Source organism: Acinetobacter tandoii (assembly GCF_008867985.1).
Lineage (GTDB): Bacteria > Pseudomonadota > Gammaproteobacteria > Pseudomonadales > Moraxellaceae > Acinetobacter > Acinetobacter tandoii.
Map to the genome: position 1 here is coordinate 591,561 of NZ_VXLD01000001.1, position 26,308 is coordinate 617,868.

Genomic DNA, 26,308 nt, shown 5'->3' on the forward strand with positions numbered 1-26,308 from the left:
CATCAATCTCGGTTACACAAAAGATGCCAACTCATTATTAGATGTGCTAAGTTTAGAGACAACAACTAGACCTATAGTTCCTAGAGACTAATTGAGAGGCGAACAATGAAACGGGTAATAGCGTGTATAGATTCTTCTCCCTGCATCAATGCTGTCGCAGAAGCAGCAGCTTGGATTGCAAAACAAACACAACGCGAACTCGTGTTATTACAAGTGTTGGACTACTATCCTGCCAGTTACCATTTAGGTGAAATTAGCGGAGTCATTGGTTTTGAAAGTAATGCAATGTTACTCAAAGAGCTGGCAGAACTTGAGCAGAAACAAAGCCAACTCGCACTCGATTATAGTAACAACCTACTCAATCATATTTCTGAAATGGTCAAAGATAAATATGGCTTAGATACGACACATATTCAGGAAAAAGGGGACTTTCTAGAACAAAGTTTTCATGTACTTAAAGAAGATGATATTGCTGTGATTGGTCGGGTGGGTGAACGCTCGGCAGAGCGTAATAAACCCATTGGTGGTAATGTTGAAAATTTTATTCGTGGTGTAAGTAGTACTGTACTAACAGTCGGAGAGAAGTTTGTACCGCCGACTCGCTTTATTTTTGCCTACGAATATTCTCCTACTTGTACCAAGATGATGCATCGAATTGCGCAAAGTGATTTATTGCGCTTGTTACAATGTCATTTGCTTTATGTTGGAGATCATCCCGAAATTTTAAATGAACCCTCACAGTTCTTAAGAGATGCGGGTTTAGATGTCGTTGTAGAATACCGTTATGGCGATGTTTCAGAAAACATCTTGGAATATCAGCGAGAACATGATATTAAATTAGTGGTTATGGGGGCATTTAGCCACAGCAAGATTCACCAATTCTTTTTAGGAAGTATTACCACCACAATATTCAGAAATTCAACAGTTCCACTCTTGGTTGCAAAATAAGAATTTAGAATGGATTGCATAAATTTATAGTTATCCGCATTATATGTGGATAACTATATGGACAATATTTGTAAGTAATTGTATTTTAAATTAAAAATACAATAGAGTGTTTTTTGTGCTTTGATTGCTATTTTACAATCGCAATTGCAAAACCATCATGCCCTTTACTGCCAACCGTCTGTAACGCTGTGCAAGACAGCAATCTTGGATGGTTTTTTAAACGCACAAAAGTTTCTCGAATACCTTCTATACTTGGCTTATGATTTTCTGGATTCACAATATCACCAGCACGAATCACATTATCGAGCACAATAATGGTGCCTGAGTGAGATAAGTCTAAGCTGAGTTCTAAGTATTCGGGATAGCTTTGTTTATCTGCATCAATAAAAATAAAATCAAAAGGTTCAAAATCTGCTGGAAGTGCTTTAAGTACGTCAGCAGCGCGTCCGACTTTCAGTTCAATGGTTTGTGGCAAATTCGCGCGGTCAATATTTTCTTGACCTAATGCTGCATGAGTATCACGTCCTTCAATGGTAAGAATATAACCATCTTTAGGCAGTGCACGTGCTAGCCACATAGTACTGTAAGCTGCAAATGTGCCAAGCTCTAGGACACGTTTACATTGATTCATTTGAATAAGCATTTGCAACAACATGCCTTGATTAGGAGCAACAGCTAGATGATCAGGAAAACCTTTTTGAGCTGTATTTTCAAGTGTTTGTAACAGAATTGGGTCTTCAGGAATTAAATGTGAATCGATAAAATCATCAATCTCTGACCACATTTCTTGCATAATCTTAGCGCCTAAATATCGAATCAGTGCATTTTAAACATTTCTAGACAGAGTTCAATTCTCTCAGAATATTAATCACTGAAAATAAAAGACAGAGGTGCTTAGACCTCTGTCATGGAATACATGTTAATAATTACACATGGATGAGGAACGACTTAAATCAGGCCCCCAAGTACGAAAGCCTTGAGTATCAATATGGATTTGTCCAGAAGCATACAAACCTAGACCCATATTGAGACTTTGACCATATTGTTCCCAGAACTGACACAGCTTAAATTTGGTATTTTCAATAAACGTGTAATCTTCCGGTTGTGGATATTCGGGGCCAATACGGAAGTCGATTGCTGAATTAAACAAGTGGCGTGAAGAGCTTGCACCCCCAGCACATTGGTTTAGCGTTAAGTCACGGTAAACAGACGTGACTTCAAAGTCGGTTAATACTTTGGATGCGACAAGATATTTAAAAACCTTAAGTGTGGGGATCTGATTTGCCCACAACTCACGAGTTGGAATCATATATTGAGAACGTCCACACTTTTGCCAGTCACGTGCGGTACGTAATAATTCAAAAGTCGGAATAATATTCCCGACATTATTTTTTTCTAGGAAAACTTCATATTCACGTACGCGTCGCAAGTTATCACTGGCAGCGACCCAACTATTATAGGTATATGGAATAATTTTAGGAGGGATTGGGCGTTCGACGCTTACACGTTCGTGAGGAATGAAAATCCGTTTTCCATGAGGTGTGCCTTGCCCAGATTTATGAGGAGATGAACTACATCCGATCATAACCAGAGGGATGATACTCAAACTGAGCACGCCCTTGAAAAATTGCTTCATGTATGAAAATCAAATGCTTAGAAATATAGGTGCTTATTTTAATCGAAAAGGGGGGAGTAAATTTGGAAAATTTGCAATCAAATGTGTGTTTTTGGTATAAAAAAAGATCAGCAATTGCTGATCTTTTTTTATGGCTTATTTTTCAAGATATTGTAACTTGTCTGCCTTACCATTCCATTCTTCACGGTCGGCAGGTTGGTCACCAATTTGAGTAATGTTTGGCCATTTTTGTGCAAGTTCTGCATTTAGTTCGATAAATACTTCTTGACCTTCTGGCAACTCATCTTCAGAGAAAATTGCATTTGCAGGGCATTCTGGTTCGCATAATGCACAGTCGATACATTCATCTGGGTTAATCACCAAGAAGTTAGGACCTTCGTAGAAACAGTCAACAGGGCAAACTTCTACACAGTCTTGATATTTACATTTAATACAGTTTTCAGTGACAACAAAGGTCATGGCGACAGCTACCTAAATAATATGGTTTTAATTACTCATCCCGTATTTTAGGCAAAAATGGGGATAACTAACAATTGCTTTTATTGATATTTGTTATTTAAATGCGTGACATACATTTAAGTAAATGATAATTGATAGCAATAATATATTTGAGAAACTGACATAAATATTGTTTATATATAAAATAAATTATAAAAAACAGTTTGTTACGGTATTTTTTGGTTTTCGTATTATGGCGTAATAAAATTACAGAGTATATTGGAAATGAAAAATTTCAAAGTTAAAGTAAGTACCTGAATGATTAAATTCTTAATTTTTTTGCCTAGAAAGTCATCGATATACCATTAAAAAAGTAGTTCATTCAAACAAAAGTACCTATTCAATAAGGCGCTATAAGCTTCAATAGTCTCTTTCATTTTTTTATCTGTCATGGTGTTGAATGATTTTTGCCAACTGAGTTATAGCGTGCTCCATTTGTTGAATATCAAAGTCTCCTAATCCGAGTATAAGTCCAGAACGTTTCGTTTGATTTGAATAAGTGGGTGAAATGGCTTTAATGGATATACCTGACTCAAGTGCTGATTGGGCAATAGCACGGTCATCTAAATGATCGGCTAGCCATAGCAACATATGCATACCTTGATCACCTGACTGTAAAACGCCAAGGTGTTTTGGTATGTGGCGTTCTATCATATCGATTAATTGCAGACGATTTTCTGCATAAACTTTTCGTATACGCCGAATATGTCTTTCTAAATGACCTTCTTGAATAAAGGCTGCCAATACATGCTGATCGGCTGAAGGTGGGTGACGGTCAATCAATGCTCTTAGCCCACAAAATGCAGCAACCAGTTTTTTTGGCAGAATGGCATAACCTAAACGTAATGATGGAAAAAGGACTTTGCTAAACGTACCCAAATATATGACTTGATCCGATGCCATGCCTTGTAGTGCAGGAAACGGTTGGCCACTGTAGCGAAGTTCGCTGTCGTAATCATCTTCAATAATCCAAGCATTCTGCTGTTTTGCCCATGCGAGTAATGCGGTTCGTCTTGCTAAGCTCATCGGCATACCGATCGGGTATTGATGAGAAGGAGTCACAAATGCAGCACGGGCATTTTCCGCAAGTGTACGACCTATATTGACTTGAATGCCTTCTTCATCAACAGGTACACGTATGATTTTTAAATGATGTAATGAATGCTCAAGTATGGCTGTAGTCCCACGGTAAGCAGGATCTTCAACCCAAACGGTATCATTCGCATTGAATAAAATTTGACTGCAAATATAAAGTGCTTGTTGGATTCCGCTAGTAATCACAATTTGTGCAGGGTCACAATGCACAGAACGCGAACGCCGAACATAATCAGCAATAGCAATGCGTAAAGACAATATGCCTTGTGGATCATCATAACTTGACGGTGCTGCTATGCCACGGGCACGGTATTGATTGCCATATTTCCGCCACATATCATTCGGTTGAGTACGGCCTGTGGGCACAGAAACGGCAAAAGGTCGATGCGGTAATGGTCTAAATTCTTTGAGTATTTCTGCAAATGCTTGTGCAGCTGATGTAAGCGGGATGTCGGTTTCTTGTTTTTCTCTTTTTAACGTCTCTGTAGTCGAATGGTTTAAAGTTTGTGAAACAAAAGTCCCTTTTCGGGCATGAGATTCAAATACACCTTCTGCGATAAGTTGCTCATAAGCTTCAATCACAGTACCCCGGGCAACATTTAATGTTTGTGCTAGCTCACGGGAAGAGGGTAAGGCATCACCAGATTGTAAATCACCCTGTTGAACGGCTGCTCTAAAAATATGAATGAGTTGAGTGCTGATCTGCCCATTCGCCTTATTCAGTTTTGTCATCGATGGAAGATCTATTACTTTGGTCATTCTTGCCATAATTCTGGTCTACTAAAATTTAGATAAACTGGTTCTTTTTTATAATCCAATTAAAACTGAAAATTTACAACAGGAAATACAGACTGAGATTAGGAACATAAGAGGAGTTATAGACCATGTACGTCCCCGTTGAATTTGAAGAAACACAAATAGATATCCTGCATGAACTCATACAACAATATCCTTTGGGAATTTTGCTAACGCATGGGCAAAGTGGTTTAGATGCGAATCATCTGCCTTTTGAACTTGATACTGAGGTGACTGAATTGGGTATACTGCATGCACATGTAGCAAGGAAAAATCCAGTTTGGCAAGATGTTCAAGATGGTGATGAAGTGCTGGTAGTCTTTCGAGCAGGTGATGCCTATATTTCGCCACAATGGTATCCGAGTAAACAAGAGCATCACCAGCAAGTGCCCACTTGGAACTATCGAGTAATTCATGCGCATGGCAAGGTCAAAATACGTGATGATGAGCGTTATGTACGTGGAGTGGTGGCACGTTTAACCCGTACCCATGAAGCCATGCAAGCTGAACCATGGAAAATGTCAGATGCGCCAAAAAATTATATCGAGCCAATGTTAAAAGCCATCGTAGGGATAGAGATTGAAATTACCAAAATTCAGGGCAAATCCAAATTGGGGCAGAATAAAGAGCATCGAGATATAGTGGGTGTCGCACATGCATTATCTACAACAGGACAGCGGGAGATAAGCAAAGCAATGTACCAAGTGGCAGCATCCAAAAATTAACTCTAAAGGAAGATGAAACATGTCGTGGTTAATGCCAGTCACTTTGGTGGGTAAAAACATTAAATTGGAACCTTTGAGTTTAGAGCATGAGTTAGCACTGAGAGAAGCTGTGTGTGATGGTGAACTCTGGAAACTTTGGTATACCTTTATTCCTAAACCTGAACTTATACATAGCGAGATAAAAAGACGACTTGAGTTGCAGCAGATGGGAAGTATGTTGCCCTTTGTGGTGATTGAACAGCACAGTGGTCAGATCCTTGGCATGACCAGCTATATGAACGTGGTTGCTGAGCATCGTCGCGTGGAAATTGGTTCAACATGGTATAGACAATCTGTTCAGCGGAGTGCTGTGAATACAGAGGCGAAGCAATTACTGCTTAAGCATGCATTTGAAATATTAAACTGTATTGCCGTTGAGTTCAGAACATCGTCTTTTAATTTGAAAAGTCGTGCTGCAATTGAACGCTTAGGGGCGAAATTAGATGGCGTGTTAAGAAGCCATCAAATCGTGCAGGATGATATTTTACGTGATACCTATGTATACAGTATTTTGAAAAATGAATGGCCTGCCGTACAACAAAACTTAACGTGGAAACTTGAGCAATCTCGATGAGTGAAGTGATGCTCAAAATGAAAAGGTCGGTGATATTCAACCGACCTTTTTTAAAAGCTTAACTTTCTAATTGTTCTTTCAGTTGATACAAATGCTGTAAAGCTTCACGTGGGGTTAGGTTATCGACATCTAACGCTTTTAAAATTTCCAGTGCTGGAGAGACTTTTTCAACTTCAACAACGCGTTCAATAATATTAGGCTCCGCTTGCACGGCAGGTGCAAATAAATCACGTTGTACCGCAGTATTGACGTGCTGTTGCTGTTGGCGCTCTAAAATTCTTAAACGGTTTTGCGCTTCTTTAATCACATTGGCAGGAATACCCGCTAATTTTGCGACTTGTAGGCCATGACTCTGACTGGCAGGACCTTGTTGTACTTTATGCAGCAAAATCAAATTACCATTCAGTTCTTTGGCGCTGACATGATAATTGTAAATGCCCGATTCTTTACTCAGTTCAGTCAGTTCAAAGTAATGGGTGGCAAACAAGCATAAGCATTTCACTCGTTTACTTAGGTCTAAAACACAAGCCCAAGCCAAGGACAAGCCGTCATAGGTACTGGTTCCACGACCTACTTCATCCATGAGCACCAAGGATTGGTTGGTGGCATGATGCAGAATTTGCGAAGTTTCAGTCATTTCCACCATAAAGGTCGATTTGCCTGTCGATAAATCATCGGCGGATCCAATACGGGTAAAAATACGGTCAATCGGACCTAGCGTAGCGGACTGCGCAGGGACAAAACTACCACAATAAGCCAGTAAACTAATGAGCGCGGTTTGACGCATAAAGGTCGATTTACCGCCCATATTTGGACCCGTAATAATCGCCATGCGATGTGCATAATCTAGATGTGTGTCATTTGGGGTAAATGCAGTTTTATTTAATGCTTCTACCACTGGATGACGACCTGCCATAATTTTGATGCCCGTTTCTGGGCTAAATTCAGGTCTAGACCAGTTTCTTAAACGGGCTTGATGTGCAAAATTACTGAGCAAATCAATTTGAGCGATGGCTGCGCTCATAACTTGTAAATTTGCAATATCTTGACGTAGCTCATCTAAAAGCATTTCAAACAGCATTTTTTCACGCGCTAATGCACGAGATTCACTGGATAACACTTTATCTTCAAAACTTTTCAGTTCTGGCGTGATATAGCGTTCGGCATTTTTGAGGGTCTGACGACGAATATAGTGTTCGGGTGCCTGTTCTGCCTGAGCACGAGTTAACTCTATGTAATAGCCACTGACACGGTTATAGCCGATTTTCAGGGTAGGAATACCAGATTGTTCACGCTCTTTAATTTCTAAATCGATCAGGAACTGCCCAGCATGGTCACGTATTTTGCGTAATTCATCCAGTTCACTGTCAAACCCTTCTGCTATGACATTGCCATCACGTAACAGCACAGGTGGATTTTCAACGATTGCTGCGAGGAGGCGCTGGTATAAACCATTAAAATCACCTAATTCCTCATTTAACTGTTGAACCAATCGAGATTGTTGATTGGTTACAACTGGGTTTAAAGCATGACGTAAAAATGGAAGCTGGGCGCTCGCCTGACGCAGTTGTACCAAGTCGCGTGGACGCGCGCTTCCTAGAGCAACGCGGCTAAGCACGCGTTCAATGTCCCCAATTTCTTTCAGGACTAATCGAATAGGAGCTTCATGATAACCATCAATAAAAGCTTGAATGGCGTCAAGACGTGCATCAAGTAGAGCTGTATCGCGTAGTGGTTGCATGAGGGTTCGGCTTAATAACCGACTTCCCATAGCAGTTTGGCAATCATTGATGAGTTGAAATAATGACGTCCCATGTTCGAATAACGGATCCACAATTTCTAAGTTGCGACGTGTCACAGGATCAAGTGCAATAAAGTCACTGCTTTGTTCTAACTGAATACTTCGGATGTGGGGCAATGCGGTTTTTTGTGTTTCTTTGGCATAATGAATCAGTGCGGCCGCCGCAGCTTTTGCCAACGGCAAATGATCAATCCCAAAACCAGAAAGCGTTGAAACCCCAAGCTGATCACACAAGGTTTTTTGCGCATTATTTAAATTAAAGTCCACATTTGGGCGCTTAGTCACAGGACAGTCGAGTTGTTTTTTGACTTGTTCTAAAATGTTGGGGTCAACAATATCTTCATCGACTAGAATTTCACTTGGCATAAGACGTGCCAGTTCGATGCTCAATTGTTCTAGCTTGAAATCCTGCTGTTGGACTTTAAAAATACCTGCACTTAAGTCGAGTAGAGCAATACCAATTTGGTTTTGCTGTAAGCATAGTGCAACCAAATTCGAAGATTGATGACTATTGAGTAAGGCATCATCAGTGAGTGTACCAGGGGTGAGAATACGAACCACCTGACGATCTACAGGGCCTTTGCCTGTGACTTCGCCCACTTGTTCGCAAATCACGACAGTTTCGCCTTTTTTGACTAGACGTGCGAGATAACCTTCTGCGGCATGAAAGGGTACGCCAGCCATTGGGATTGGGTTACCATTGGTTTTACCACGGTGGGTAAGCGTAATGCCGAGCAGTTTGGCTGCTTTATGCGCATCGTCAAAAAAAAGTTCGTAGAAATCGCCCATACGATAAAACATTAAGGCATGAGGATGCTGCATTTTGACTTTTAAATACTGTTGCATCATAGGGGTGTGTGAATCAATATTGGCTATGATGTCTTGCAAGCTCATGTATATGAAATCCTTAAGTTTCAATAATATAAAATATAGGTTGAATTTTAGAATTTACAAAAATATAGATTTGTAGATTCTATTCTAAGTAGAAAAAAGACCATCTATAAACATGTAAAAGATCTTGGCGGAGTGAGCGAGTTAGTTCTCTACTGACTCAGGTGCGTATGGTAGCAAATTCAGGTCAATGAACAAAAGAGAAATGAAATCTTAGAAAAGGTTGAAACGGCTTTGTTGCACAAATCTATTTTAAAGGTTTCTTCAGCAATATAATTTCAAAAAGAAGAAGTCTGCACCGAAAACCTATCGTACAGCCAATTTGTCCTCCTATAACAACCGAGCTTTGTCGAAATCAGATCTATTCCGATACAGCTATTCAATGTTGTTTGATGATCAAATCTCTATTTAGACTTTCTTTAAGGATGGCTACTGGCTTTGTTCAAAGTCTCATTAAACGATCTGGTTTGAACTGGACCGCTCTGGATTATTCTACCCTTTGCAGAAAACAAAAGCATATTGATATTGCGATTAGCTATCAAAAAAGTAGTGATGGTCTTCATCTACTCGTCGACTCCACTGGCTTAAAGTTTTTAAGTGAAGGTGAATGGATCAGTGCGAGAAACTTTCAAAGCCAAGTCAATGAGATGCATGCACCTTGCGTAGCAATGCTGCTCAAGTCTTAAATGAATTTACGGAATTAGGCCGAGCTCACACCCAAATTGCCATGTAAATTTGAGTAGATATAGGAAATCTTAATTTTTAAATCTTTGTTCAACAAAGCCAGTTTAGTCTAAACAACTTCTTTGAAATAAAATCCATAAAAGCCCTGATTTTGGGAGAAAGATGACGGTTTGACGGCCATAATGCCCAGAACTGAACGAGTTCCCGTTCGGCATTATTCAATACAATTTGAAGCTTTCCCTCGTCGAAAGCTTTATGCACCAAGAAATCAGGCATGTAAGCAATCCCGTGCCCATCAATCGTAGCAGTCAATACAGCCTCCATGTTGTTAAACGTTAAGATGGTATTTAACCGTAGTTGTGACCAGAGGGGATCGGCTGACATCGTCCATGCCATGAGCTTCCCAGTATTTGGAAAGCGATAACGTATGCAGTCATGCTGTTCCAATTCAACAGGTGTGCGTGGGATGCCCCTATGTGCCAGATATGCAGGCGCTGCACACAATACGTGGCGACACGTTCCTAGCCGCTGCGACATCAGTTTAGAATCTGGCAGATCTCCACTACGTATGACGATATCAAAACCTTCCTTGATGACATCGACAAGTTGGTCATTAAAATCAATGTCTAGCTCAATTTCTGGATAAAGTCGGCGAAATTCAGGTAGCTCAGGAAGTAAGAAGTGGTAACCGATAGTCGGCAAGCTTAATCGTAGCTTACCGCGTGGTGTCTGAATGGGATGCGACAGCATGGCCTGTGCTTCGTCGAGATCGTCCAAGATTGATCGACAACGCTGATAGAACATCTCACCTTCAGCAGTCAAATTAACTTTGCGCGTGCTGCGCTGAAACAATCGTACTCCCATTGTTTGTTCAAGCTTAGCAATACTTTTACCCACAGCAGATGCTGAAACACCGAGTGCGCGGGCAGCGCCGACAAAGCTGAGTGCTTCAGCTGTTTTTACGAAGTAGACAATTCCATTAAAGTTATCCATGAAATACTCGATTAATTATAGAATTTTATTCCATTATAAGTGGAATTATATCGTATTTATCTAATATTAAGTCGAATTTATACTCATCATAGCAATCCATTCACTGAATCCATCCTTTTCAAAATAGGTATTTCCATGACAAATGCGACTTTCACCACTGACCGCAGCAAAGTGCTCATTCTGGTTTCGATCTGCCTTGCTGCGGTAGTCCTGCCATTGAGCTTTACCGGAGGAGTAGTTGCAACGCCTATGATTGGCCATACTTTGGGCGGTAGTGCCACAGCCCTTACATGGATCACCAACGCTTTTATGTTAAGTTTTGGCAGTCTGTTAATGGCCGCTGGGGCCTTGGCCGATAAATTTGGTCGGAAACGGATGTTTATTCTGGGTATGGCATTATTCATTATTACTTCGCTGGTTTTAAGCGTGTGCTCGACTGTAGCATGGCTTGATGTATTACGTGCCATACAGGGAGCTGCTGCAGCGGCATCGCTGTCTGGTGGTTCATCTGCGCTGGCACAGGAGTTCGAGGGACATGCGCGTACACGCGCTTTCAGTATGCTGGGCACAAGCTTTGGGGTAGGCCTTGCTTTCGGTCCTCTAATGGCCGGTGCATTGATTGATATATTTGGTTGGCCGTCAATTTTCTTTGCAATTGCAGGCATTGGTACTGTGGCACTGATTTTGGGAATGTCACAAATGCGTGAAACACGCGATCCCGATGCAACAGGATTCGACTGGTTAGGGATGCTGACCTTTACAGGGGCCTTGACGCTTTTCACATTTAGTGTCATTGAGGTGCCTGAAAGTGGCTGGATGAGTCCAAAGGTGATGACTTTATTGATTGCCTCATTGGTTTTGTCGGTCATCTTTATTTTAATTGAACTACGGGTGACGAAACCAATGCTTGATCTCAGTTTGTTTCGTTATCCACGTTTTATAGGCGTGCAGATGCTGCCTATCGGAACTTGTTATTGCTATATCGTGTTGATTGTACTATTACCGCTGCGCTTTATTGGCGTTGGTGGCTATTCTGAAATCGAAGCAGGTCAGTTGATGCTGGCTTTATCTGCACCACTGCTTGTGATCCCCATGCTGGTTGCTTCGTTGACACGCTGGGTCTCAGCCAGTGTTCTGTGCGGAATTGGTTTTTTAATCGCTGCCATTGGGCTTTATTTGCTTGGTTTGATCAATGATGGTCACTCTGGGTATGCCGTCATCATTGCAATGTTACTTATTGGGATTGGCGCTGGTATGCCGTGGGGACTCATGGACGGGCTTGCAATCAGTGTCGTGCCTATAGAGAGGGCAGGGATGGCGACTGGTATTTTTAATACCACGCGAGTTGCGAGCGAGGGTGTTGCGCTGGCCATTACCATAGCCTTGCTGTCGACTTTCGCTAGCATGAAGCTACAGTTTTTATTATCAAATAGTGCGAGCTCTGTTACAGCTTTGCGAATCACGGAAGCATCACAGCATATTGCAGTAGGCGATCTCTCTTCTGCATCTGCAATATTGCCGGAGATGAGTCGCAACCTTCTTCTCTCGAGTTATACCAATGCTTTCCAGAGTCTGACTCATGTTTTGATCGTCATTACTCTTTTGTCTGCTCTTATTGCCTTCTTCTTCCTGAATCGCACATCGCGTACGAATTGCAGTTATTCAGACAATAAGCATATTGAATCAAAGTCAGACACGATATGACGGTCGCTCCATTGATTAGTCAGTCTTTGGATATATTTGTATGTGATACAGTAATAGTGTAAATAGCGGAGCAAAAGTGCTTCTTTTTGCAGAATTAAGCAGACCGCATACCCAAGTTATCACTTAAATTTGAGTGACTTAGAAATGTTCTATCTTTAAAGGCTTTATGCAACAAAGCCATTTTGTACAGATTGAGGATAATGAAATTGGTTTGGATGAAGCACAAAACACCTCTGATTTTCCAAAGATTTTATAGAGTGAATCAAAACAGCGTCATTATTGACAGTAGCCTCGGCTTATCGATTGTTAAGCAAATTGTCGATTTATATCACGGAAAAGTTGAGTTACGTCGGACAAATGTTGTTGTGGCCTAATGGTTAGGATTGAATTTAACCATCAGAAGTAAATAATGGCACTATTTAAAGGGCTGAGGAGTAATTTTAAAAATTATAGATTGGGTTAGGCGATGACTTACCACATGATGAACGTGATGCACGTGCTACAGAGTTTCTAGATGTTGTAAAAGGATATTGGAATAATCCTTCATTTCACTATAAAGGAAAGTACTATTCGGTAGAAGGCGGTGGTTTAAAATATCCACTAAATAAAGCAAGCCTTCCCATTATTTGCACAGCAGGTTCTTCGGAAGCTGCTCGTGAGTTTGGAGCAAAACATGCCGACTATTATTTAATGCGAGCTGAAAAACCAGCAGAAATTGCAGCATTGATTGCCGATGTACGTGCTCGTGCAAAAAAGTATGGTCGTGAAAATATAAAATTTGGCCTATCAATCGATACGATTGCTCGCCGTACCGAACAAGAAGCATTGGCAGAGGCACAGCGCTTTCTCGATGAAGCTGCTGAAAAGCAACGTTTACACGCGGCGGCAGCCCATGCGGGTTTACGCTCAGCGCGGGTATTAAGCTTCGAAAAAGAGTATGCCGAAAAAGATGGCAGTAAAAATGTCAGTGACTTTTTTATCCATCCAAATGTTTGGTCTGGATTTGGATATATTGGTGTGCCACCCAGTGTTGCTTTGGTAGGCAGCTACCAACAGATTATTGAGCGTATTGAAGAATACAATAGCATTGGCATAGAGTTATTCTTTCTTGCTGGCTATCCACATCTTGAAGAGTCCTACCGTCTTGGTGAACACGTTTTTCCATACTTTAAAAAGCAACGTCAGGGATTGCAACGTATTCCAGAAGAGTCAAACTATCGTATTGCCTAGAATCGAACTCAATCATATAAAACCAAGACTTTGATTAAAAGTCTTGGTTTATTAAGGCGGATGGACTAAAACTATTATGATTGATGACAACTACGTTAAAGCTAATAGTGTTGACTTAAACGGTGGTAAGATTTTCGATAGCAGTAAAAGGCAACAAAGACCTAACAGTAAATCATTTGACCTTTTAGTTTTAGCCCATGTTCAAACCAGAAAAGTGTTATCCGAATTAACAGTTGCTTATGAATATTATATTAGTTTGGATTACTTCTCTCATACTTTCCGATTCTAGCCAAAATTGCTTGATCAGACCTGTAAGCTGATGACGTTGTTTAGATGTTCTGCTTATAGGCTGCTTCAGCCAAGCATAGTTACCACAATGATGGACAGCTCAAGTGGAACATACCTAAAAAGAAGTGTATGGATTTCATTTCTAATGAGCCAGAAGACTTGTTCTTAATAAATGCTTAGTTTTTTAAATCAGTCCATTCGGATATTTTTGGTTTTATGTTTTAGTAATAGGATTTCACACTAAATCTACGTCATAATTTTAGATGCTATTCATGCTGCTCAAAGAATTGACTCAACTATCTTGGACAGAAACTTCAAAGTCGAAAGCAAATATATCCCATGGTGATTGATTAGAAAAATTGAAAGCTACATAAATAGAAGATGTTATGAAAACCAAGTAAAACACTTGTAATTTAAATGTTTATGAATCCATTAAACGTTTTAAGACGCAATGCTTGCACAGTTTTTTTTAATTATTTACTATCAGTCTATGCATAAAAAATAAATGATGTAGATCAAGAATAAACAGGGGAGCAGCCAATGCGCATTATACCAACACAGACAGAATCCCCACCACTGAGAACAGCCCAAATAATGGTGCAAGTATACCGTTATCATGTCATGATTAAACCCTCGGGTGCACAGTGTAACTTAGACTGTAGCTATTGCTTTTATTTACATAAGCAAGACATGTTGCATCAACCCAAAATGCCACGTATGACAGAGTCACTGCTTGAGCTACACATTAAACAATACATCCAAGCGCAAACGGCCGATGAAGTGGTGTTTAGCTGGCAAGGTGGTGAACCGACGCTGATGGGTTTAGCATTTTTTGAAAGAGTGGTTGAGCTGCAACAGAAGTATAAGAAACCCAATCAGCGCATTGAAAATGACTTACAAACCAACGGCACCTTGCTTGACGAAGAATGGTGTGCTTTTCTCAAAAGACATAACTTTTTAGTGGGTTTATCTATTGATGGTCCTGCTGAGTTTCATGATAAACATCGTTATAACAAAGGCGGCAAACCGACCCATGCTAAAGTAATGCATGCAGCAGAGCTCCTCCATCACTACCAAATTCCGTTTAATGCGCTATGTGTGGTGAACCGAGATAATGCAAAGCGGCCCATTGATGTGTATCGCTTTATCCGTGACCACGTTCGACCACGTATGATTCAGTTTATTCCAGGGATGGAAAGCGCACAGTTCCAACAAACTGCGCCGGGGCATTGGAAGCTCGATGATTTACCGACCCTTGGCAGTTCAGCGGCTCAACCAGGTACGTCAGATTCGGTTGTGACCGATTGGTCGATTGCTGCCGATGACTGGGGCTATTTTCTTTCCCGCGTTTGGGGCGAATGGTTGAATAAAGATTTTGGCAAAGTTTTTATCGATCAGTTTGAAAATATGATTTCTATGATGTTTGGCTATGGTCCACAAAAATGTGTTTCAGGGCAAATTTGCGGAAAAGCATTGGCAGTTGAACATAATGGCGATCTCTTTTCCTGTGACCATTTTGTCTATCCTTAATATAAACTGGGCAATATTCAGGATATTCATCAAGGGGATCTGGTTTTTTCCGAACAGCAAAAGAAATTTGCTTATGATAAATATAAAACACTGCCTAAATATTGTACAAGCTGTCCTTATGTGCAGTATTGTTGGGGGGACTGTCCTAAAGACCGCTTTTTAAAAACTCCCGATGGTGAAGCAGGTTTACATTACCTTTGTTCAGGACTAAAAAAGTTTTTCCATACCGCAACCTTATCTAAAAACGAGATTTCAAAGCGTTTACAACCCTATTAAAACAACTGTTGTAACTGATGCAGAAGAGTATCTCTGCTTCCAAAAAGAAGTAAAAAAGCTGTGACGAAGTCACCCATAAAACTAGACTTCGTGAAATAAAAAAAACTCTAGTGCTTCATAACAATCCGAATAAGGAGAAATACCATGCGGAAAAGTCTAATTGCACGTTCCGTCGCCCTCATTGGAGGTGCGTTGCTGTCAGCAACAACCTTTGCAAAACAACCCAATATTTTAGTCATTTGGGGCGATGACATTGGCTGGCAGAATGTCAGTGCCTATGGCATGGGAAAACGATGGGCTACACTACGCCCAATATTGACAGTATTGGAAAACAGGGGATTCGGTTTACCGATCACTATGCCCAACCCAGTTCAACTGCAGGCCGTGCTGCCTTTATTACAGGGCAATATCCGATTCGTAGCGGTATGACCACGGTTGGTCAACCGGGAGATCCATTAGGACTTCAAGCCAAATCGCCAAGTTTGGCTGAAGTGTTAAAAGGTGCGGGTTATGCCACAGGTCAGTTTGGTAAAAACCATTTGGGGGATCGAAATGAGCACTTGCCGACTGTACATGGTTTTGATGAGTTCTACGGTAACCTTTACCACTTAAATACGCAAGAAGAAGCGGAACAGCGCGACTATCAGGCCTTTGGTAAGAAATATGCGGGCAATCTTGAAGACTATGAAAAACAATTTGGAACACGTGGGGTTCTACATTGTTATGCCACAGCTAAAAGTGACAGTACGACAGACCCTCGCTTTGGCAAAGTAGGTAAACAGAAGTGTGAAGATACTGGGCAATTAACCCAAGAACGTATGAAAGACTTTGATGCCAGCGAGATTATTCCAAATGCAGAACGCTTTATGAAACAAGCTAAAGCAGATGGGAAGCCATTTTTTGTCTGGATGAATACCAGCCGTATGCACCTATATACACGCTTGAATGATAAGTGGAGATACGCAGCAGAGAAATATACTTCTGAGGCCGATTACCATGGTAGCGGGATGTTGCAGCATGATCATGATATTGGCTTGGTGCTGCAATTCTTAAAAGACAATGGTTTGGATGAAGATACGATTATCTGGTATTCAACCGATAACGGTCCAGAGCATTCTTCATGGCCATATGGTGGTACAACACCATTCCGTGGTGAGAAGATGTCCACCTATGAAGGGGGGGGTCGTGTTCCATCTATGTTGAAGTGGCCGGGTACAATTAAAGCAGACCAAATCAAAAATGGTATCCAAACCCATATGGACATGTTTACATCATTGGCAGCTGCAGCGGGTATACCGGATGTGGCTGAAAAGGTCATGAAGGAGAAGAAGCAGTATATCGATGGTATCAATAATGTACCGTACTGGACTGGTCAGAAAGAGGATTCTGCCCGTGAGAGTATGTTCTACTACTATGAAAACAAATTAACCGCAGTTCGCATGGGACCATGGAAATTTCACTTTTCCACCAAAGAAAACTACTATGCGAATGTAGTTCCATTGACTGTTCCAAAAGTCTTTAACTTGCGTATGGACCCAATGGAGTCATATGACAGTATTGATTCTGAAGGGCATTTAATGCAGAAAGTCAGTTGGTTAATGCAACCAATGAATAAATTGGTGGCAGCACATATTAAAACCTTACAAGACTACCCACCGGTGCAGGGCAGTAAGTCCTTTGATATGTCGAATATCGTTGGTGATACTTTATCGAAAGGCAGTCAGTAATCGTATGGGCTAAACTTGAATTGTTCTCGTTTGGCCTCTTTTTCTGATTAAAAGTGCGTCTGAAAGTTAAAGCCATATAAACTCTATATGGCTTTTTTAGTGCCTTATTGCATTGTAACTGAATGGCGATGCAAATGGTCCGAATCACGTTAGCTATGTTTTTGTAGGACTCGATGTTTGGCGTTGGTGGCTCGAAATAATCATAAACTGACTAGAGAAAATATTTAGGTAGCTTTCTTTACAAACGAGATTTATAGGAACAAACCTAATTGTTTTAATACGGTGACTTATGGTGAATGATCTGATGCTTTTTAGTCATTGTGGTGTACGACGATGCTGCATGTGCAACATTACTGCTCATTCATGAAATGAATAAATATAGGTTTGTCTAATAATAAAAAAGGCCTTTAGTTTTAACTAAAGGCCTTTAAGTGCTTATTCGTTAGTCGCTGAAACCAACAGCAGCACCGGGCTTAATATAACGCGGCATTTTTTGCCCCGATTGTTGTGCAACGGCATGAAGGGTACGTTCGATCCAACCTGCATCCATAATGAACATCAAGGAATCGTCATCATTTAAGTTCACATTTGCGCCTTCAATAATCATGAAGCCTTCAGCACCTTCTGGCGTTGATAACGTATGGATAGAACCTGCTGGTTCAAATAAATAGCTGCCAGCTGTTTGAACATCTTCAGGATATTCCACATAATGCCATGAACCTGCTGTGGTATAAAAATGTACAACACCTGTATGGAAGTGGCGTGGAAGAACTGTACCTGCATCAAAACGTGCACGAATAACCCATACACCATTATCTGGGTCTAAAAAGCAAGGGGTTACATGTACGCCCGGTAAAGCATTTTTGATTTCGCCATCATTAACATTAATAGTTAATAAGCGATCTTGATGATTGATTGACTGTGCAATACTCATGACAAACTCCATGTATGTCTTAAATTTAGAATTTGATAATTAAAATCGGTATCAAATGTTTCCATGAAACTCAGCATAGCAATGTTTGACTGGATATAAACCTCTCGAAAGAATGGATTTACTTTTGTTTAGTAAATATCCATTTCTTAACGAGTCGTAAAACATATTCAAAATATAAATACTTAAACAGTATCCTGTTTTTAAAATGTTTTTATCATTTTAGAAAATTGAATATGCACCATCAACTTTCACAATCGCGCCATTTACAAAGCTTGCCGCATCAGATGCTAGGAAGATCACCACATTGGCAATTTCTTCGGGTTTACCTAAACGTTGCATTGGTGAGCGTTGCATAATGCCATTGAATACTTCAGGCATATCTTTCAATGGTTGGATAAGTGGCGTATCGATCCAACCCGGTGCAACCGCATTGACGCGAATTTTGGCTTGAGCCATGCTCAGAGCATGTGAGAAGGTCAGTTGATCAATGGCACCTTTAGAGCAAGAATAAGCGGGTGCAATGCCTGAACCAAATTGTGCATACAGTGAAGACACGTTAATGATTGATGGATTGTCCGATTTAGCTAAGGCTGTAGCCGCGACTTCACTGATATAAAAAACAGAGGTAAGGTTAACTTCTAGCACTTTTCTATAGGTATCTAATTCGTGCTCTGAAACAGAACCCATACCTGCACCGTTGAATAACGTATCAATGCGATCTACTTTTGCGAAAAAAGCATCGACAGCGGCTTTATCCGTGACATCCATCTCGACAGCTTCAATATCCAAACCAGCAGGAAAAATAGCCTTGGCTGCTTGTAAGCCCAGCGCCCATACTTTTGCACCACGCTCAGCAAATGCAACTGCAACGGCTTGACCAATACCAGATGTGCCACCTGTCACGACGGCGATTTTATTTTCAAACATTTTTGTGTTGAAAGCATCCATTTCTTTCTTTCCTATTTCTTTCAGTTTTTGAGTTCAGCCTGTGCTGATAGTTTTACCCTAGAACGTTAAGTACCGAATGAAAAGAATGGTCTTTAAAAACCATTCTTTCGCATGGTTGCTTCAAGTCATGAGGCTGTTAATCTTCAGACATAAATTTGATGGATCAATAAGTGAGCAATATCCATGTTTTCTCATTCTTTGGAAGCATGATTAAGCGTTTACAACCACATTAAAAAAACTGTTGTACTCAGTGGGCAGGGTTGAGCCCTTTATGCTGAATAATTAAAACAGCTGTCTGAGTGAGACTGTCTGAAAATAAGTTTTTAGTTCCCAAAACTGTTAAGGAAAACACATGCGTAAAAAGATCATCTCACGTGCTATAGCGTTGGCTGGAGGTACTTTACTTTCGACCGCCTTAATGGCCAAACCGCCCAATATTTTAGTGATTATGTCGGATGATGTAGGCATGACCAACGTCAGTGCGTATAGCCATGGCATTATGGGTTATAACACGCCGAATATTGACCGAATTGCCAAAGAAGGCATCATGTTTACTGACCATTATGCACAGCCTAGTTCAACAGCTGGTCGTGCTTCCTTTATTACGGGTCAATATCCAATTCGTTCAGGTCTAACCACTGTGGGACGCCCAGGTTCACCTTTAGGGCTGAAAGCAGAAACACCAACGCTCGCAGAAGTACTCAAACCATTGGGTTATATGAATGGCCAGTTTGGTAAAAATCACTTGGGCGACCGTAACGAACATTTACCAACTGTACATGGCTTTGATGAGTTTTACGGTAATTTGTATCATCTCAATACCGAGGAGACTTTTGAGCAGGTTGATTATCCAAAAGATCCTGAGTTCCGTAAAAAATTTGGTACCCGTGGTGTTCTGCACTGTTATTCATCTACAACAGATGATGAAACGACAGATCCGCGTTTTGGTAAAATGGGCAAGCAGAAATGTGAGGATACAGGCGAACTTTCACGTAAACGTATGGAAACTGTGGATGATGAATTTATCGCAGCCAGCGTAGACTTCATGAAGCGCAGTAAAAAAGCAGACAAGCCATTTTTTGTTTGGTTAAACCCAAGTCGTATGCACATGTTTACCCATTTACGTCCTGAGCATCGTTATTTAGCAGCGAAAGCAACATCTGAAGAGGATCTGTATGGTAGTGGCATGATTGAACACGATATGCAAGTCGGTCATGTGTTGGATGAAATGAAGAAAATGGGAGTGTTAGATAACACTATCATTATTTATACCTCCGATAATGGTCCTGAACACAGTGCGAAAAATCATGGTGGAACCACACCATTCCGTGGTGAGAAAATGACCACGTATGAAGGTGGTGTACGTGTTCCAATGATGATCCGCTGGCCTAAAAATATTCCTGCTGGACAAGTGAAAACAGGCATTCAGGCCAATATGGATCTTTTCACAACTTTGGCAGCCGTAGCAGGTGATACAAATGTTGTGGAGGAGATGAAAACCAATCATAAGCAATACATTGATGGTTTAAATAATATTGATTACTGGACAGGCAAATCTGCTGAAAGTAAGCGTAATAATTTCCTGTATTACCATGAATCATCACTTCGTGCTGTTCGAATTAACCAGTGGAAGATTCATTTAGAAACCAGTGAAAACTATTATGATGGCTATCAAAAACAAAAGATTCCATTGGTATTCAACCTGCGTCAAGATCCATATGAGTCATTTGATAGCACAACAGATCGCTCTGAAATTGCTCAAAAAAAATTATGGCTAGGTGAACCAGTAGAGGCATTAATTGGGGAGCATATTAAATCTTTGATGGATTATCCACCAGTACAAAAAGCTTCAACGCTTGAGTTTAGTAAGTTGGTTGATAATTTAATGTCACAAAAGAAATAAAATGCATCATGCTTGATCAAGGCAGTCCAGTTTTGGGCTGCTTTTTTTTTATTAATGTCGCAGGATATCTGTTGGTTAAAAAACTATAAAATTGGATAGGGGGGAATTTTAAAATAGGCAGCATATGAATTTATTTTAATGAAATTTAGGCACTGTACTTAGAGTTTATTTAAAAAATAGAGGCCCAATAGTTTTTAAACTGCATGATATCATCATGATTTGGACCGTCTACAGGACGTGGATGAAGTTTAATTTTAATAAGATATTGATAATAAAAATAAAATAAAGCCTTGTGCAACAAAGCGTTCAGCAAATTGGGGGAGCCCCACTTCTTTAATCAGACCAAAGCCTTGCGCCATGATAATCACGGGGGCTTTACGATTACATTCAGGTAACTGGAGTGTGCCCGTGCAACGTGTGCCTTGACTGATAAAATTGAGTTGTGAAGTTTTCATCATTATTTTCCATTTTTTGTTGTTCACACTAGATTCATATGAAGAATCTCCATATGAATCTATGATCAATGATGGCTTAAGCTACTTTTGATTTAGCCTTCGCTTTAGGCTGTTGCGCAGCGCTAGTCCAAACCAGATGCTGGCTTTCGATTGGCAAGTTATACATCGCTTCATCTTTTTCGAAGTTATGGCTTACAAACCACTCGGTAGATTTACCTTGGCGCGGCAAGACCCAATCTCCACGTTGTACATAACCTGATCGCATACCGTGAACAATACTGTTGCTTGTTTTTTCATTTGCAGGTGCAACAGGTTTGACTGCCGTCATTTGACGAATATCGAGCTCATTGATTAAACGACAAATATAGTCGCTGGATAAATCAATTTTTAAGGTCCACGGTGCATTGGTATAACCAAATAAGTAAGCAAAATTCGGGACATCTTCAATTAATGTACCTTTGTAGCTCATTTTCTCATTAGGTTTGATCTGCTCTTGATCTACAAAAAGTTGAATACCACCAAACAACTGTAATTCAAGACCTGTTGCTGTCACAATGATGTCTGCTTCTAGGGTTTTACCCGATTTGAGTAAAATACCATTTTCAGTGAAACGTTCAATTTGATCGGTCACAACAGATGCTTTGCCGTCACGAATCACGTCAAATAAATCGTTGTCTGGAATGGCACAGAGACGCTCATCCCAAGGCATATATTCTGGTGTAAAGTGGGACATATCATATTGATCACCCAAGGCTTTTTGAACATTTGAAAGCAAGAATGAACGCATTTGTTTCGGGAAGCGACGACAGACTTTATAAATACTGCGCTGCATAAAAATATTACGCTTACGGAAAATTTTATACACCAGTTTTTCAGACAGGACTTTTCGACAAGCATCGACCAGTTTGTCAGTATTTGGCACATTAATGACATAGCTTGGTGAGCGCTGTAACATGGTGATATGTGCAGTATCATTGGCCATTGCAGGAATTAAAGTCACCGCTGTCGCACCGCTACCAATCACCACGACTCGCTTATTGCTATAGTCTAAATTTTCAGGCCAGTGCTGTGGATGAACGATTTGGCCTTTAAAGTTTTCAACACCTTCAAACTTAGGCGTATAACCTTGGTCATGGTTGTAGTAACCCGTTGCAGCAATGAGATAATTACAGTTAAATTGGCAACTTTCTCCCGTTGTTTCATTAACCGTTTCTACCGTCCATTTATTGGTTTGGGTTGAAAAATTAGCAGAGATAATTTTGATGCCGTAACGAATTTTTTGATCAATCTTAAATTTCTGAGCTGTTTCTTGCAAATACTGCTTAATCGACTCACCCGCAGCAAGCACTTTATCGCTATTCCACGGACTGAATTTATAGCCAAAGCTAATCACGTCTGAGTCTGAGCGAATGCCTGGATAGCGAAACAGATCCCACGTTCCACCTAGTGCTTGTCGGCGCTCTAATATTGTGAATGATTTATTGGGGTTCTGTTGTAAAAGTTGGCATCCCATGCCAATTCCACCTAAACCTGCTCCGATGATGACTACATCATATTCCATTTGCATTTTGCGGCTCCTTGTCGCTTTTGTTTTTTTCCTTCTTTAATACTAGCGGTTGATCAAATTTAAACTTGACTTTAGGAGACAGATATTTAACTCTAGAAGACATGACAATTATGGTACATGCCAGTGGGATTCGTGGTTATCTTGAGGTCATGCAAGATCTGAATTTTGACCCAGAACCGCTACTCGCACAGCACAATATTACGCTGGATCAACTCAAACAGGATGATGCTTGGCTATGCCAAAGAAGCGTCATAAATTTGTTTGAGCAAACTGCAGCAATTGCGCAATGTCCAGATTTGGGGCTACGTGTTTCGCGCCATCAGGACATCAGTGTTTTAGGGGTTTTAGGGATTATTCTCCAAAGCGCATCGTCTATACGTGGTGTGATTGAATACACTTCAGATTTTATGTTTTTGCATGGTCCAGGTTTGGTGATGTCACTAAACCAACCTAGTCCACTTTTTGAAGATGCCGCAGAAGTTATATTTGAAATTCAAATCAATGGCTATGCACCCCAGCGGCAAACGATTGATAACTGTTTGGGGACTACCCATCGTATTTTAAAATGGCTTGCTGCTGAAAACTATGAATTAAAGGCCGTTTCCTTACCACATAAACCTATTGCTGCAATTAGTGAATATCAACGTTTTTTTGGTGCGCCTATTTTGGTTAATCAAGAAAGAGCAGCATTACATTTACATAGACGAACCCTTGAAAGTCAGCCACACAGCAGTAATCCTGCCTTACGGGAAATCGCACAAGATTATATTACTCGGCACTTTCGAAATCCTGCTGAAATGGTCAGTTCTAGTGTACGCAAAGCTTTAAGAATTCATTTAGCCACACCGCGTGCAGATAAAATTCGCATCGCAGCTATGTTGGGCTTACATCCACGTACTCTACAGCGTAAGCTTGCCAGTGAAGGGACAAGTTTTGATGAGATTAAGGACGAAATTCGTAAAGAGCTTGCCTTACAGTATTTGTGGGAAACAAAAATTCCGATGAGCCAGTTGGCCAATATCTTAGGATTTTCTGAACAATCTGCTTTAAGTCGTGCCACTAAACGCTGGTTTGGTCGTTCTCCTAAAGAAGTCCGTAATGCTAAAGGGCAACTGAGTATTTAAAATAATGAACTTGAATTGTGTCTAGATAAAATTCAAGTTCAGTGCTGAATGGTTTTAAGATAGATTTTTGTTGCTGGCAGTGATGATAAAATCTGGGCGGTTTAGGTTAGCCTATAAAATTTTTTTTATATCATATACAAAGCACTGTTGTATCATCAGTCCAAATCTGAGCAAAATGAAGTAACAGGAATGCTCCATGGTTGTAATAAAGTAATCTAAAAACATAAAAAACACAGAATCCAACCCAATAAAGTTAGGTTTAATGGGATCTTACTTTATTTAGAGAGATAGGCTTAGTTATTTCCTCAATCGCGATTGATTCAAAGATGCAGATCATCCAGCATCATTGAAATCTGTTCAATCAAGAGATCAAGTGCTTGAATGATGGTTTCATTCATTTCAAAAGAACAATTGATACGAATGTGGTTATGCTTTTTATTCTTGCGATAAAAAAGAATACTTGGGGAAATACCAATATCTTTTTGAATCATTTTTTCATAAATGCTGCTGCTGTCTACTTCTTCAGGTAGTGTTACCCACAGAAAATAGCCCGATGGATAATAATTGATAGTACAATTTTCGGGTAAGTTCTTGCTGAGATATTGATGATATTGATTTTTAAGCTTTTTTAAGGTTGTACGAAGACCTTTTAAATGTTTTTCATAATGACGATGTGAGAGATAATCGACTAAAGCATTTTGAATGAAAGAGTTGACAGAGATGGTACTCATTAATTGTAGATGTTGTATATGTTCAGAAAATTTTCCCGCATAAACCCAACCAACACGGAAACCTGCTCCCAAAGTTTTGGAAAAAGAAGAGCAGTGCAAGACCAAGTTTTGTTGATCATAATACTTCATGGATAGCGGTCGTTTTTGATCATAATAAAGCTCTTCATAGACATCATCTTCAATCAAATAAATTTCATGCTGGTGTAACAGTTTAGCCAATTCAAATTTAATCTCATCACTGACTGTAAATCCAATCGGATTATGGCTGTTCAGCATCAATAGACAGACTTTAATTGGATAGCTTGTAATGGCTTTCTTAAAGGCCTCCAAATCCAATCCATGTTCTGGGTGTTCTGGAATGGTAATGACCTTTAAGCCCAGATTTTCAGCAACTTGCCAAGCTCCATAGAAAATAGTTTCTTGCAGAAGAATATAATCACCTGCTTGAGTCATGGCTCTTAAAGACAGATTTAAAGCATCTAGACCACCTGAGGTAATCACAATGTCAGAGGGATCGGTGGGAATGCCTTGCATACAATAGCGTTGAGCAATTAGTTTTCTGAGCTCGTAGTTTCCAGGTGGTAAACTCGGCATCTGCTCATAACCAACACGGTATTTTGCCTGTTGTGCTAAAGTCTGCATTAGTTTTGGAGAATAAAGCAGTTGGCTATCGGGAAAAGCACTTCCTAAGGGAATGATTTTTTCAGATTGAATGGATTTTAAATAACGAAATACCAGTGAGTTAATCTCAATTTTTTCATTCACAATGACTCTTTTTGCGAGTGCAGTTTGTAAGGGATTCTCTGTAACAAAGTAACCTAATTTTTCTTTTGAATAGATCAGCCCTTGTGCTTCCAGTTCCTGATAGGCGTTCATTACTGTAATTAAGCTAAACCCAGAAATTTCGACTTGTTGTCTTAAAGAAGGAAGTTTCTCATCTGTTTTCCAAGTCCCTGTTTCAATAAGATGTTTGAGGCTTAAGGCGAGTTGTTCTGATTTATACATAAGGACATGCTCATATGAGAAGGGGATAGCCATGATTGCATGGCTATCCGAGGTTTTATCAAAGATGCTTTTAATAAGCCAAGCTGAGTAGCAGTCTAAAAATTCCTGCAATTAAGCCTAGGGATAGGAAACCAAAACACCATAATAAGATGAACCATGTTGTAGGATTCAAACGATTTTGCATTTTTTTCATCAGGGTCACCTTGC

Annotated in this window: 21 protein-coding genes and 2 pseudogenes; 11 read left to right on the forward strand and 12 right to left on the reverse strand. The window is 40.2% G+C overall.

The genetic code is table 11. The annotated features are described in order from the left end of the window. The first annotated feature begins 105 nt into the window (after positions 1 to 105). A complete protein-coding gene (locus F4W09_RS02930; protein ID WP_016166508.1) occupies positions 106 to 948 on the forward strand; it encodes a universal stress protein in 843 nt (280 codons plus the stop codon). 127 nt (positions 949 to 1,075) lie between these two features. On the opposite strand, the gene F4W09_RS02935 is transcribed toward F4W09_RS02930, so the two are convergent. The 4 genes from F4W09_RS02935 to pdxR form a co-directional block, all read right to left on the reverse strand. Continuing rightward, on the reverse strand, positions 1,076 to 1,741 hold the full coding sequence (locus tag F4W09_RS02935; RefSeq protein WP_044737940.1) for an O-methyltransferase: 666 nt from the start codon (positions 1,739 to 1,741) through the stop codon (positions 1,076 to 1,078). Between the two features lie 126 nt (positions 1,742 to 1,867). Beyond that, the gene (locus F4W09_RS02940; protein WP_044737941.1) at positions 1,868 to 2,584 is read right to left on the reverse strand and encodes a M15 family metallopeptidase domain-containing protein; all 717 of its coding nucleotides are present in this window, start codon (positions 2,582 to 2,584) and stop codon (positions 1,868 to 1,870) included. 135 nt (positions 2,585 to 2,719) lie between these two features. After that, on the reverse strand, positions 2,720 to 3,043 hold the full coding sequence (gene fdxA, locus F4W09_RS02945; RefSeq protein ID WP_004938070.1) for a ferredoxin FdxA: 324 nt from the start codon (positions 3,041 to 3,043) through the stop codon (positions 2,720 to 2,722). Positions 3,044 to 3,463: 420 nt separating this feature from the next. Continuing rightward, entirely contained in the window at positions 3,464 to 4,945 is a 1,482-nt protein-coding gene (pdxR, locus tag F4W09_RS02950; protein ID WP_151503961.1) for a MocR-like pyridoxine biosynthesis transcription factor PdxR, read from the reverse strand. A gap of 116 nt (positions 4,946 to 5,061) precedes the next feature. On the opposite strand from pdxR, the gene F4W09_RS02955 reads away from it, so the two are divergent. Together F4W09_RS02955 and F4W09_RS02960 are read left to right on the forward strand one after the other, a co-directional pair. Next, the gene (locus tag F4W09_RS02955) at positions 5,062 to 5,697 is read left to right on the forward strand and encodes an FMN-binding negative transcriptional regulator (protein ID WP_151503962.1); all 636 of its coding nucleotides are present in this window, start codon (positions 5,062 to 5,064) and stop codon (positions 5,695 to 5,697) included. A gap of 19 nt (positions 5,698 to 5,716) precedes the next feature. Further along, positions 5,717 to 6,310: a GNAT family N-acetyltransferase gene (locus tag F4W09_RS02960; protein ID WP_151503963.1), complete on the forward strand. Its 594-nt coding sequence runs from the start codon at positions 5,717 to 5,719 to the stop codon at positions 6,308 to 6,310. A gap of 58 nt (positions 6,311 to 6,368) precedes the next feature. Here the strand turns inward: F4W09_RS02960 and mutS are convergent, their stop codons facing one another. Continuing rightward, entirely contained in the window at positions 6,369 to 9,005 is a 2,637-nt protein-coding gene (gene mutS, locus F4W09_RS02965) for a DNA mismatch repair protein MutS (protein WP_151503964.1), read from the reverse strand. 319 nt (positions 9,006 to 9,324) lie between these two features. On the opposite strand from mutS, the pseudogene F4W09_RS02970 reads away from it, so the two are divergent. Further along, positions 9,325 to 9,613 (forward strand): annotated as a pseudogene (locus F4W09_RS02970) (transposase); the annotation flags it as partial. A gap of 163 nt (positions 9,614 to 9,776) precedes the next feature. Here F4W09_RS02970 and F4W09_RS02975 read toward each other — a convergent pair. Continuing rightward, positions 9,777 to 10,679: a LysR family transcriptional regulator gene (locus F4W09_RS02975; protein ID WP_151503965.1), complete on the reverse strand. Its 903-nt coding sequence runs from the start codon at positions 10,677 to 10,679 to the stop codon at positions 9,777 to 9,779. A gap of 135 nt (positions 10,680 to 10,814) precedes the next feature. On the opposite strand from F4W09_RS02975, the gene F4W09_RS02980 reads away from it, so the two are divergent. From F4W09_RS02980 to F4W09_RS03000, 5 genes and pseudogenes are all read left to right on the forward strand, one after another. Beyond that, positions 10,815 to 12,383: an MFS transporter gene (locus F4W09_RS02980; protein ID WP_151503966.1), complete on the forward strand. Its 1,569-nt coding sequence runs from the start codon at positions 10,815 to 10,817 to the stop codon at positions 12,381 to 12,383. Positions 12,384 to 12,842: 459 nt separating this feature from the next. Beyond that, positions 12,843 to 13,613 (forward strand): annotated as a pseudogene (locus F4W09_RS02990) (LLM class flavin-dependent oxidoreductase); the annotation flags it as partial. 828 nt (positions 13,614 to 14,441) lie between these two features. Beyond that, a complete protein-coding gene (locus F4W09_RS02995) occupies positions 14,442 to 15,431 on the forward strand; it encodes an anaerobic sulfatase maturase (RefSeq protein WP_244948530.1) in 990 nt (329 codons plus the stop codon). Positions 15,432 to 15,437: 6 nt separating this feature from the next. Further along, positions 15,438 to 15,707: an SPASM domain-containing protein gene (locus tag F4W09_RS17270; RefSeq protein WP_335878862.1), complete on the forward strand. Its 270-nt coding sequence runs from the start codon at positions 15,438 to 15,440 to the stop codon at positions 15,705 to 15,707. Positions 15,708 to 16,000: 293 nt separating this feature from the next. Continuing rightward, a complete protein-coding gene (locus F4W09_RS03000; RefSeq protein ID WP_151503967.1) occupies positions 16,001 to 17,434 on the forward strand; it encodes a sulfatase-like hydrolase/transferase in 1,434 nt (477 codons plus the stop codon). Positions 17,435 to 17,876: 442 nt separating this feature from the next. On the opposite strand, the gene F4W09_RS03005 is transcribed toward F4W09_RS03000, so the two are convergent. Beyond that, positions 17,877 to 18,368 (reverse strand): 2,4'-dihydroxyacetophenone dioxygenase family protein, encoded by a 492-nt coding sequence (locus F4W09_RS03005; protein WP_151503968.1) that lies wholly within the window; start codon positions 18,366 to 18,368, stop codon positions 17,877 to 17,879. Between the two features lie 219 nt (positions 18,369 to 18,587). Continuing rightward, on the reverse strand, positions 18,588 to 19,316 hold the full coding sequence (locus F4W09_RS03010) for an SDR family NAD(P)-dependent oxidoreductase (RefSeq protein ID WP_151503969.1): 729 nt from the start codon (positions 19,314 to 19,316) through the stop codon (positions 18,588 to 18,590). Positions 19,317 to 19,668: 352 nt separating this feature from the next. Between F4W09_RS03010 and F4W09_RS03015 the strand changes: the two genes are divergently transcribed. Beyond that, on the forward strand, positions 19,669 to 21,219 hold the full coding sequence (locus F4W09_RS03015; RefSeq protein ID WP_171492380.1) for an arylsulfatase: 1,551 nt from the start codon (positions 19,669 to 19,671) through the stop codon (positions 21,217 to 21,219). A gap of 254 nt (positions 21,220 to 21,473) precedes the next feature. On the opposite strand, the gene F4W09_RS03020 is transcribed toward F4W09_RS03015, so the two are convergent. Both F4W09_RS03020 and F4W09_RS03025 read right to left on the reverse strand, forming a co-directional pair. Then, a complete protein-coding gene (locus F4W09_RS03020; protein ID WP_215899315.1) occupies positions 21,474 to 21,674 on the reverse strand; it encodes an alpha/beta hydrolase family protein in 201 nt (66 codons plus the stop codon). Positions 21,675 to 21,750: 76 nt separating this feature from the next. Next, complete coding sequence (locus F4W09_RS03025) at positions 21,751 to 23,241, reverse strand: flavin-containing monooxygenase (RefSeq protein WP_151503970.1); 1,491 nt, start codon at positions 23,239 to 23,241, stop codon at positions 21,751 to 21,753. Between the two features lie 101 nt (positions 23,242 to 23,342). Here F4W09_RS03025 and F4W09_RS03030 point away from each other — a divergent pair, with 101 nt between their 5' ends. Further along, the gene (locus F4W09_RS03030) at positions 23,343 to 24,365 is read left to right on the forward strand and encodes an AraC family transcriptional regulator (protein ID WP_044737980.1); all 1,023 of its coding nucleotides are present in this window, start codon (positions 23,343 to 23,345) and stop codon (positions 24,363 to 24,365) included. 320 nt (positions 24,366 to 24,685) lie between these two features. On the opposite strand, the gene F4W09_RS03035 is transcribed toward F4W09_RS03030, so the two are convergent. Continuing rightward, positions 24,686 to 26,101 (reverse strand): aminotransferase-like domain-containing protein, encoded by a 1,416-nt coding sequence (locus F4W09_RS03035; RefSeq protein ID WP_151503971.1) that lies wholly within the window; start codon positions 26,099 to 26,101, stop codon positions 24,686 to 24,688. Positions 26,102 to 26,171: 70 nt separating this feature from the next. After that, the gene (locus F4W09_RS03040) at positions 26,172 to 26,294 is read right to left on the reverse strand and encodes a DUF2474 family protein (protein ID WP_104441935.1); all 123 of its coding nucleotides are present in this window, start codon (positions 26,292 to 26,294) and stop codon (positions 26,172 to 26,174) included. Between the last annotated feature and the right edge of the window lie 14 nt (positions 26,295 to 26,308).

What these genes read in the sequence shown, in the direction of transcription:
- F4W09_RS02980 (WP_151503966.1), top strand. Translation starts at nt 10,815, where the DNA reads ATGACAAATGCGACTTTCACCACTGACCGCAGCAAAGTGCTCATTCTG.
- F4W09_RS03000 (WP_151503967.1), top strand. Translation starts at nt 16,001, where the DNA reads ATGGGCTACACTACGCCCAATATTGACAGTATTGGAAAACAGGGGATT.
- F4W09_RS02960 (WP_151503963.1), top strand. Translation starts at nt 5,717, where the DNA reads ATGTCGTGGTTAATGCCAGTCACTTTGGTGGGTAAAAACATTAAATTG.
- F4W09_RS02995 (WP_244948530.1), top strand. Translation starts at nt 14,442, where the DNA reads ATGCGCATTATACCAACACAGACAGAATCCCCACCACTGAGAACAGCC.
- F4W09_RS03015 (WP_171492380.1), top strand. Translation starts at nt 19,669, where the DNA reads ATGCGTAAAAAGATCATCTCACGTGCTATAGCGTTGGCTGGAGGTACT.
- F4W09_RS03030 (WP_044737980.1), top strand. Translation starts at nt 23,343, where the DNA reads ATGACAATTATGGTACATGCCAGTGGGATTCGTGGTTATCTTGAGGTC.
- fdxA (WP_004938070.1), bottom strand. Translation starts at nt 3,043, where the DNA reads ATGACCTTTGTTGTCACTGAAAACTGTATTAAATGTAAATATCAAGAC.
- pdxR (WP_151503961.1), bottom strand. Translation starts at nt 4,945, where the DNA reads ATGGCAAGAATGACCAAAGTAATAGATCTTCCATCGATGACAAAACTG.
- F4W09_RS03040 (WP_104441935.1), bottom strand. Translation starts at nt 26,294, where the DNA reads ATGAAAAAAATGCAAAATCGTTTGAATCCTACAACATGGTTCATCTTA.
- F4W09_RS02935 (WP_044737940.1), bottom strand. Translation starts at nt 1,741, where the DNA reads ATGCAAGAAATGTGGTCAGAGATTGATGATTTTATCGATTCACATTTA.
- F4W09_RS03025 (WP_151503970.1), bottom strand. Translation starts at nt 23,241, where the DNA reads ATGCAAATGGAATATGATGTAGTCATCATCGGAGCAGGTTTAGGTGGA.
- F4W09_RS02930 (WP_016166508.1), top strand. Translation starts at nt 106, where the DNA reads ATGAAACGGGTAATAGCGTGTATAGATTCTTCTCCCTGCATCAATGCT.
- F4W09_RS03005 (WP_151503968.1), bottom strand. Translation starts at nt 18,368, where the DNA reads ATGAGTATTGCACAGTCAATCAATCATCAAGATCGCTTATTAACTATT.
- F4W09_RS02940 (WP_044737941.1), bottom strand. Translation starts at nt 2,584, where the DNA reads ATGAAGCAATTTTTCAAGGGCGTGCTCAGTTTGAGTATCATCCCTCTG.
- F4W09_RS03035 (WP_151503971.1), bottom strand. Translation starts at nt 26,101, where the DNA reads ATGTATAAATCAGAACAACTCGCCTTAAGCCTCAAACATCTTATTGAA.
- F4W09_RS02975 (WP_151503965.1), bottom strand. Translation starts at nt 10,679, where the DNA reads ATGGATAACTTTAATGGAATTGTCTACTTCGTAAAAACAGCTGAAGCA.
- F4W09_RS03020 (WP_215899315.1), bottom strand. Translation starts at nt 21,674, where the DNA reads ATGAAAACTTCACAACTCAATTTTATCAGTCAAGGCACACGTTGCACG.
- F4W09_RS03010 (WP_151503969.1), bottom strand. Translation starts at nt 19,316, where the DNA reads ATGGATGCTTTCAACACAAAAATGTTTGAAAATAAAATCGCCGTCGTG.
- mutS (WP_151503964.1), bottom strand. Translation starts at nt 9,005, where the DNA reads ATGAGCTTGCAAGACATCATAGCCAATATTGATTCACACACCCCTATG.
- F4W09_RS02955 (WP_151503962.1), top strand. Translation starts at nt 5,062, where the DNA reads ATGTACGTCCCCGTTGAATTTGAAGAAACACAAATAGATATCCTGCAT.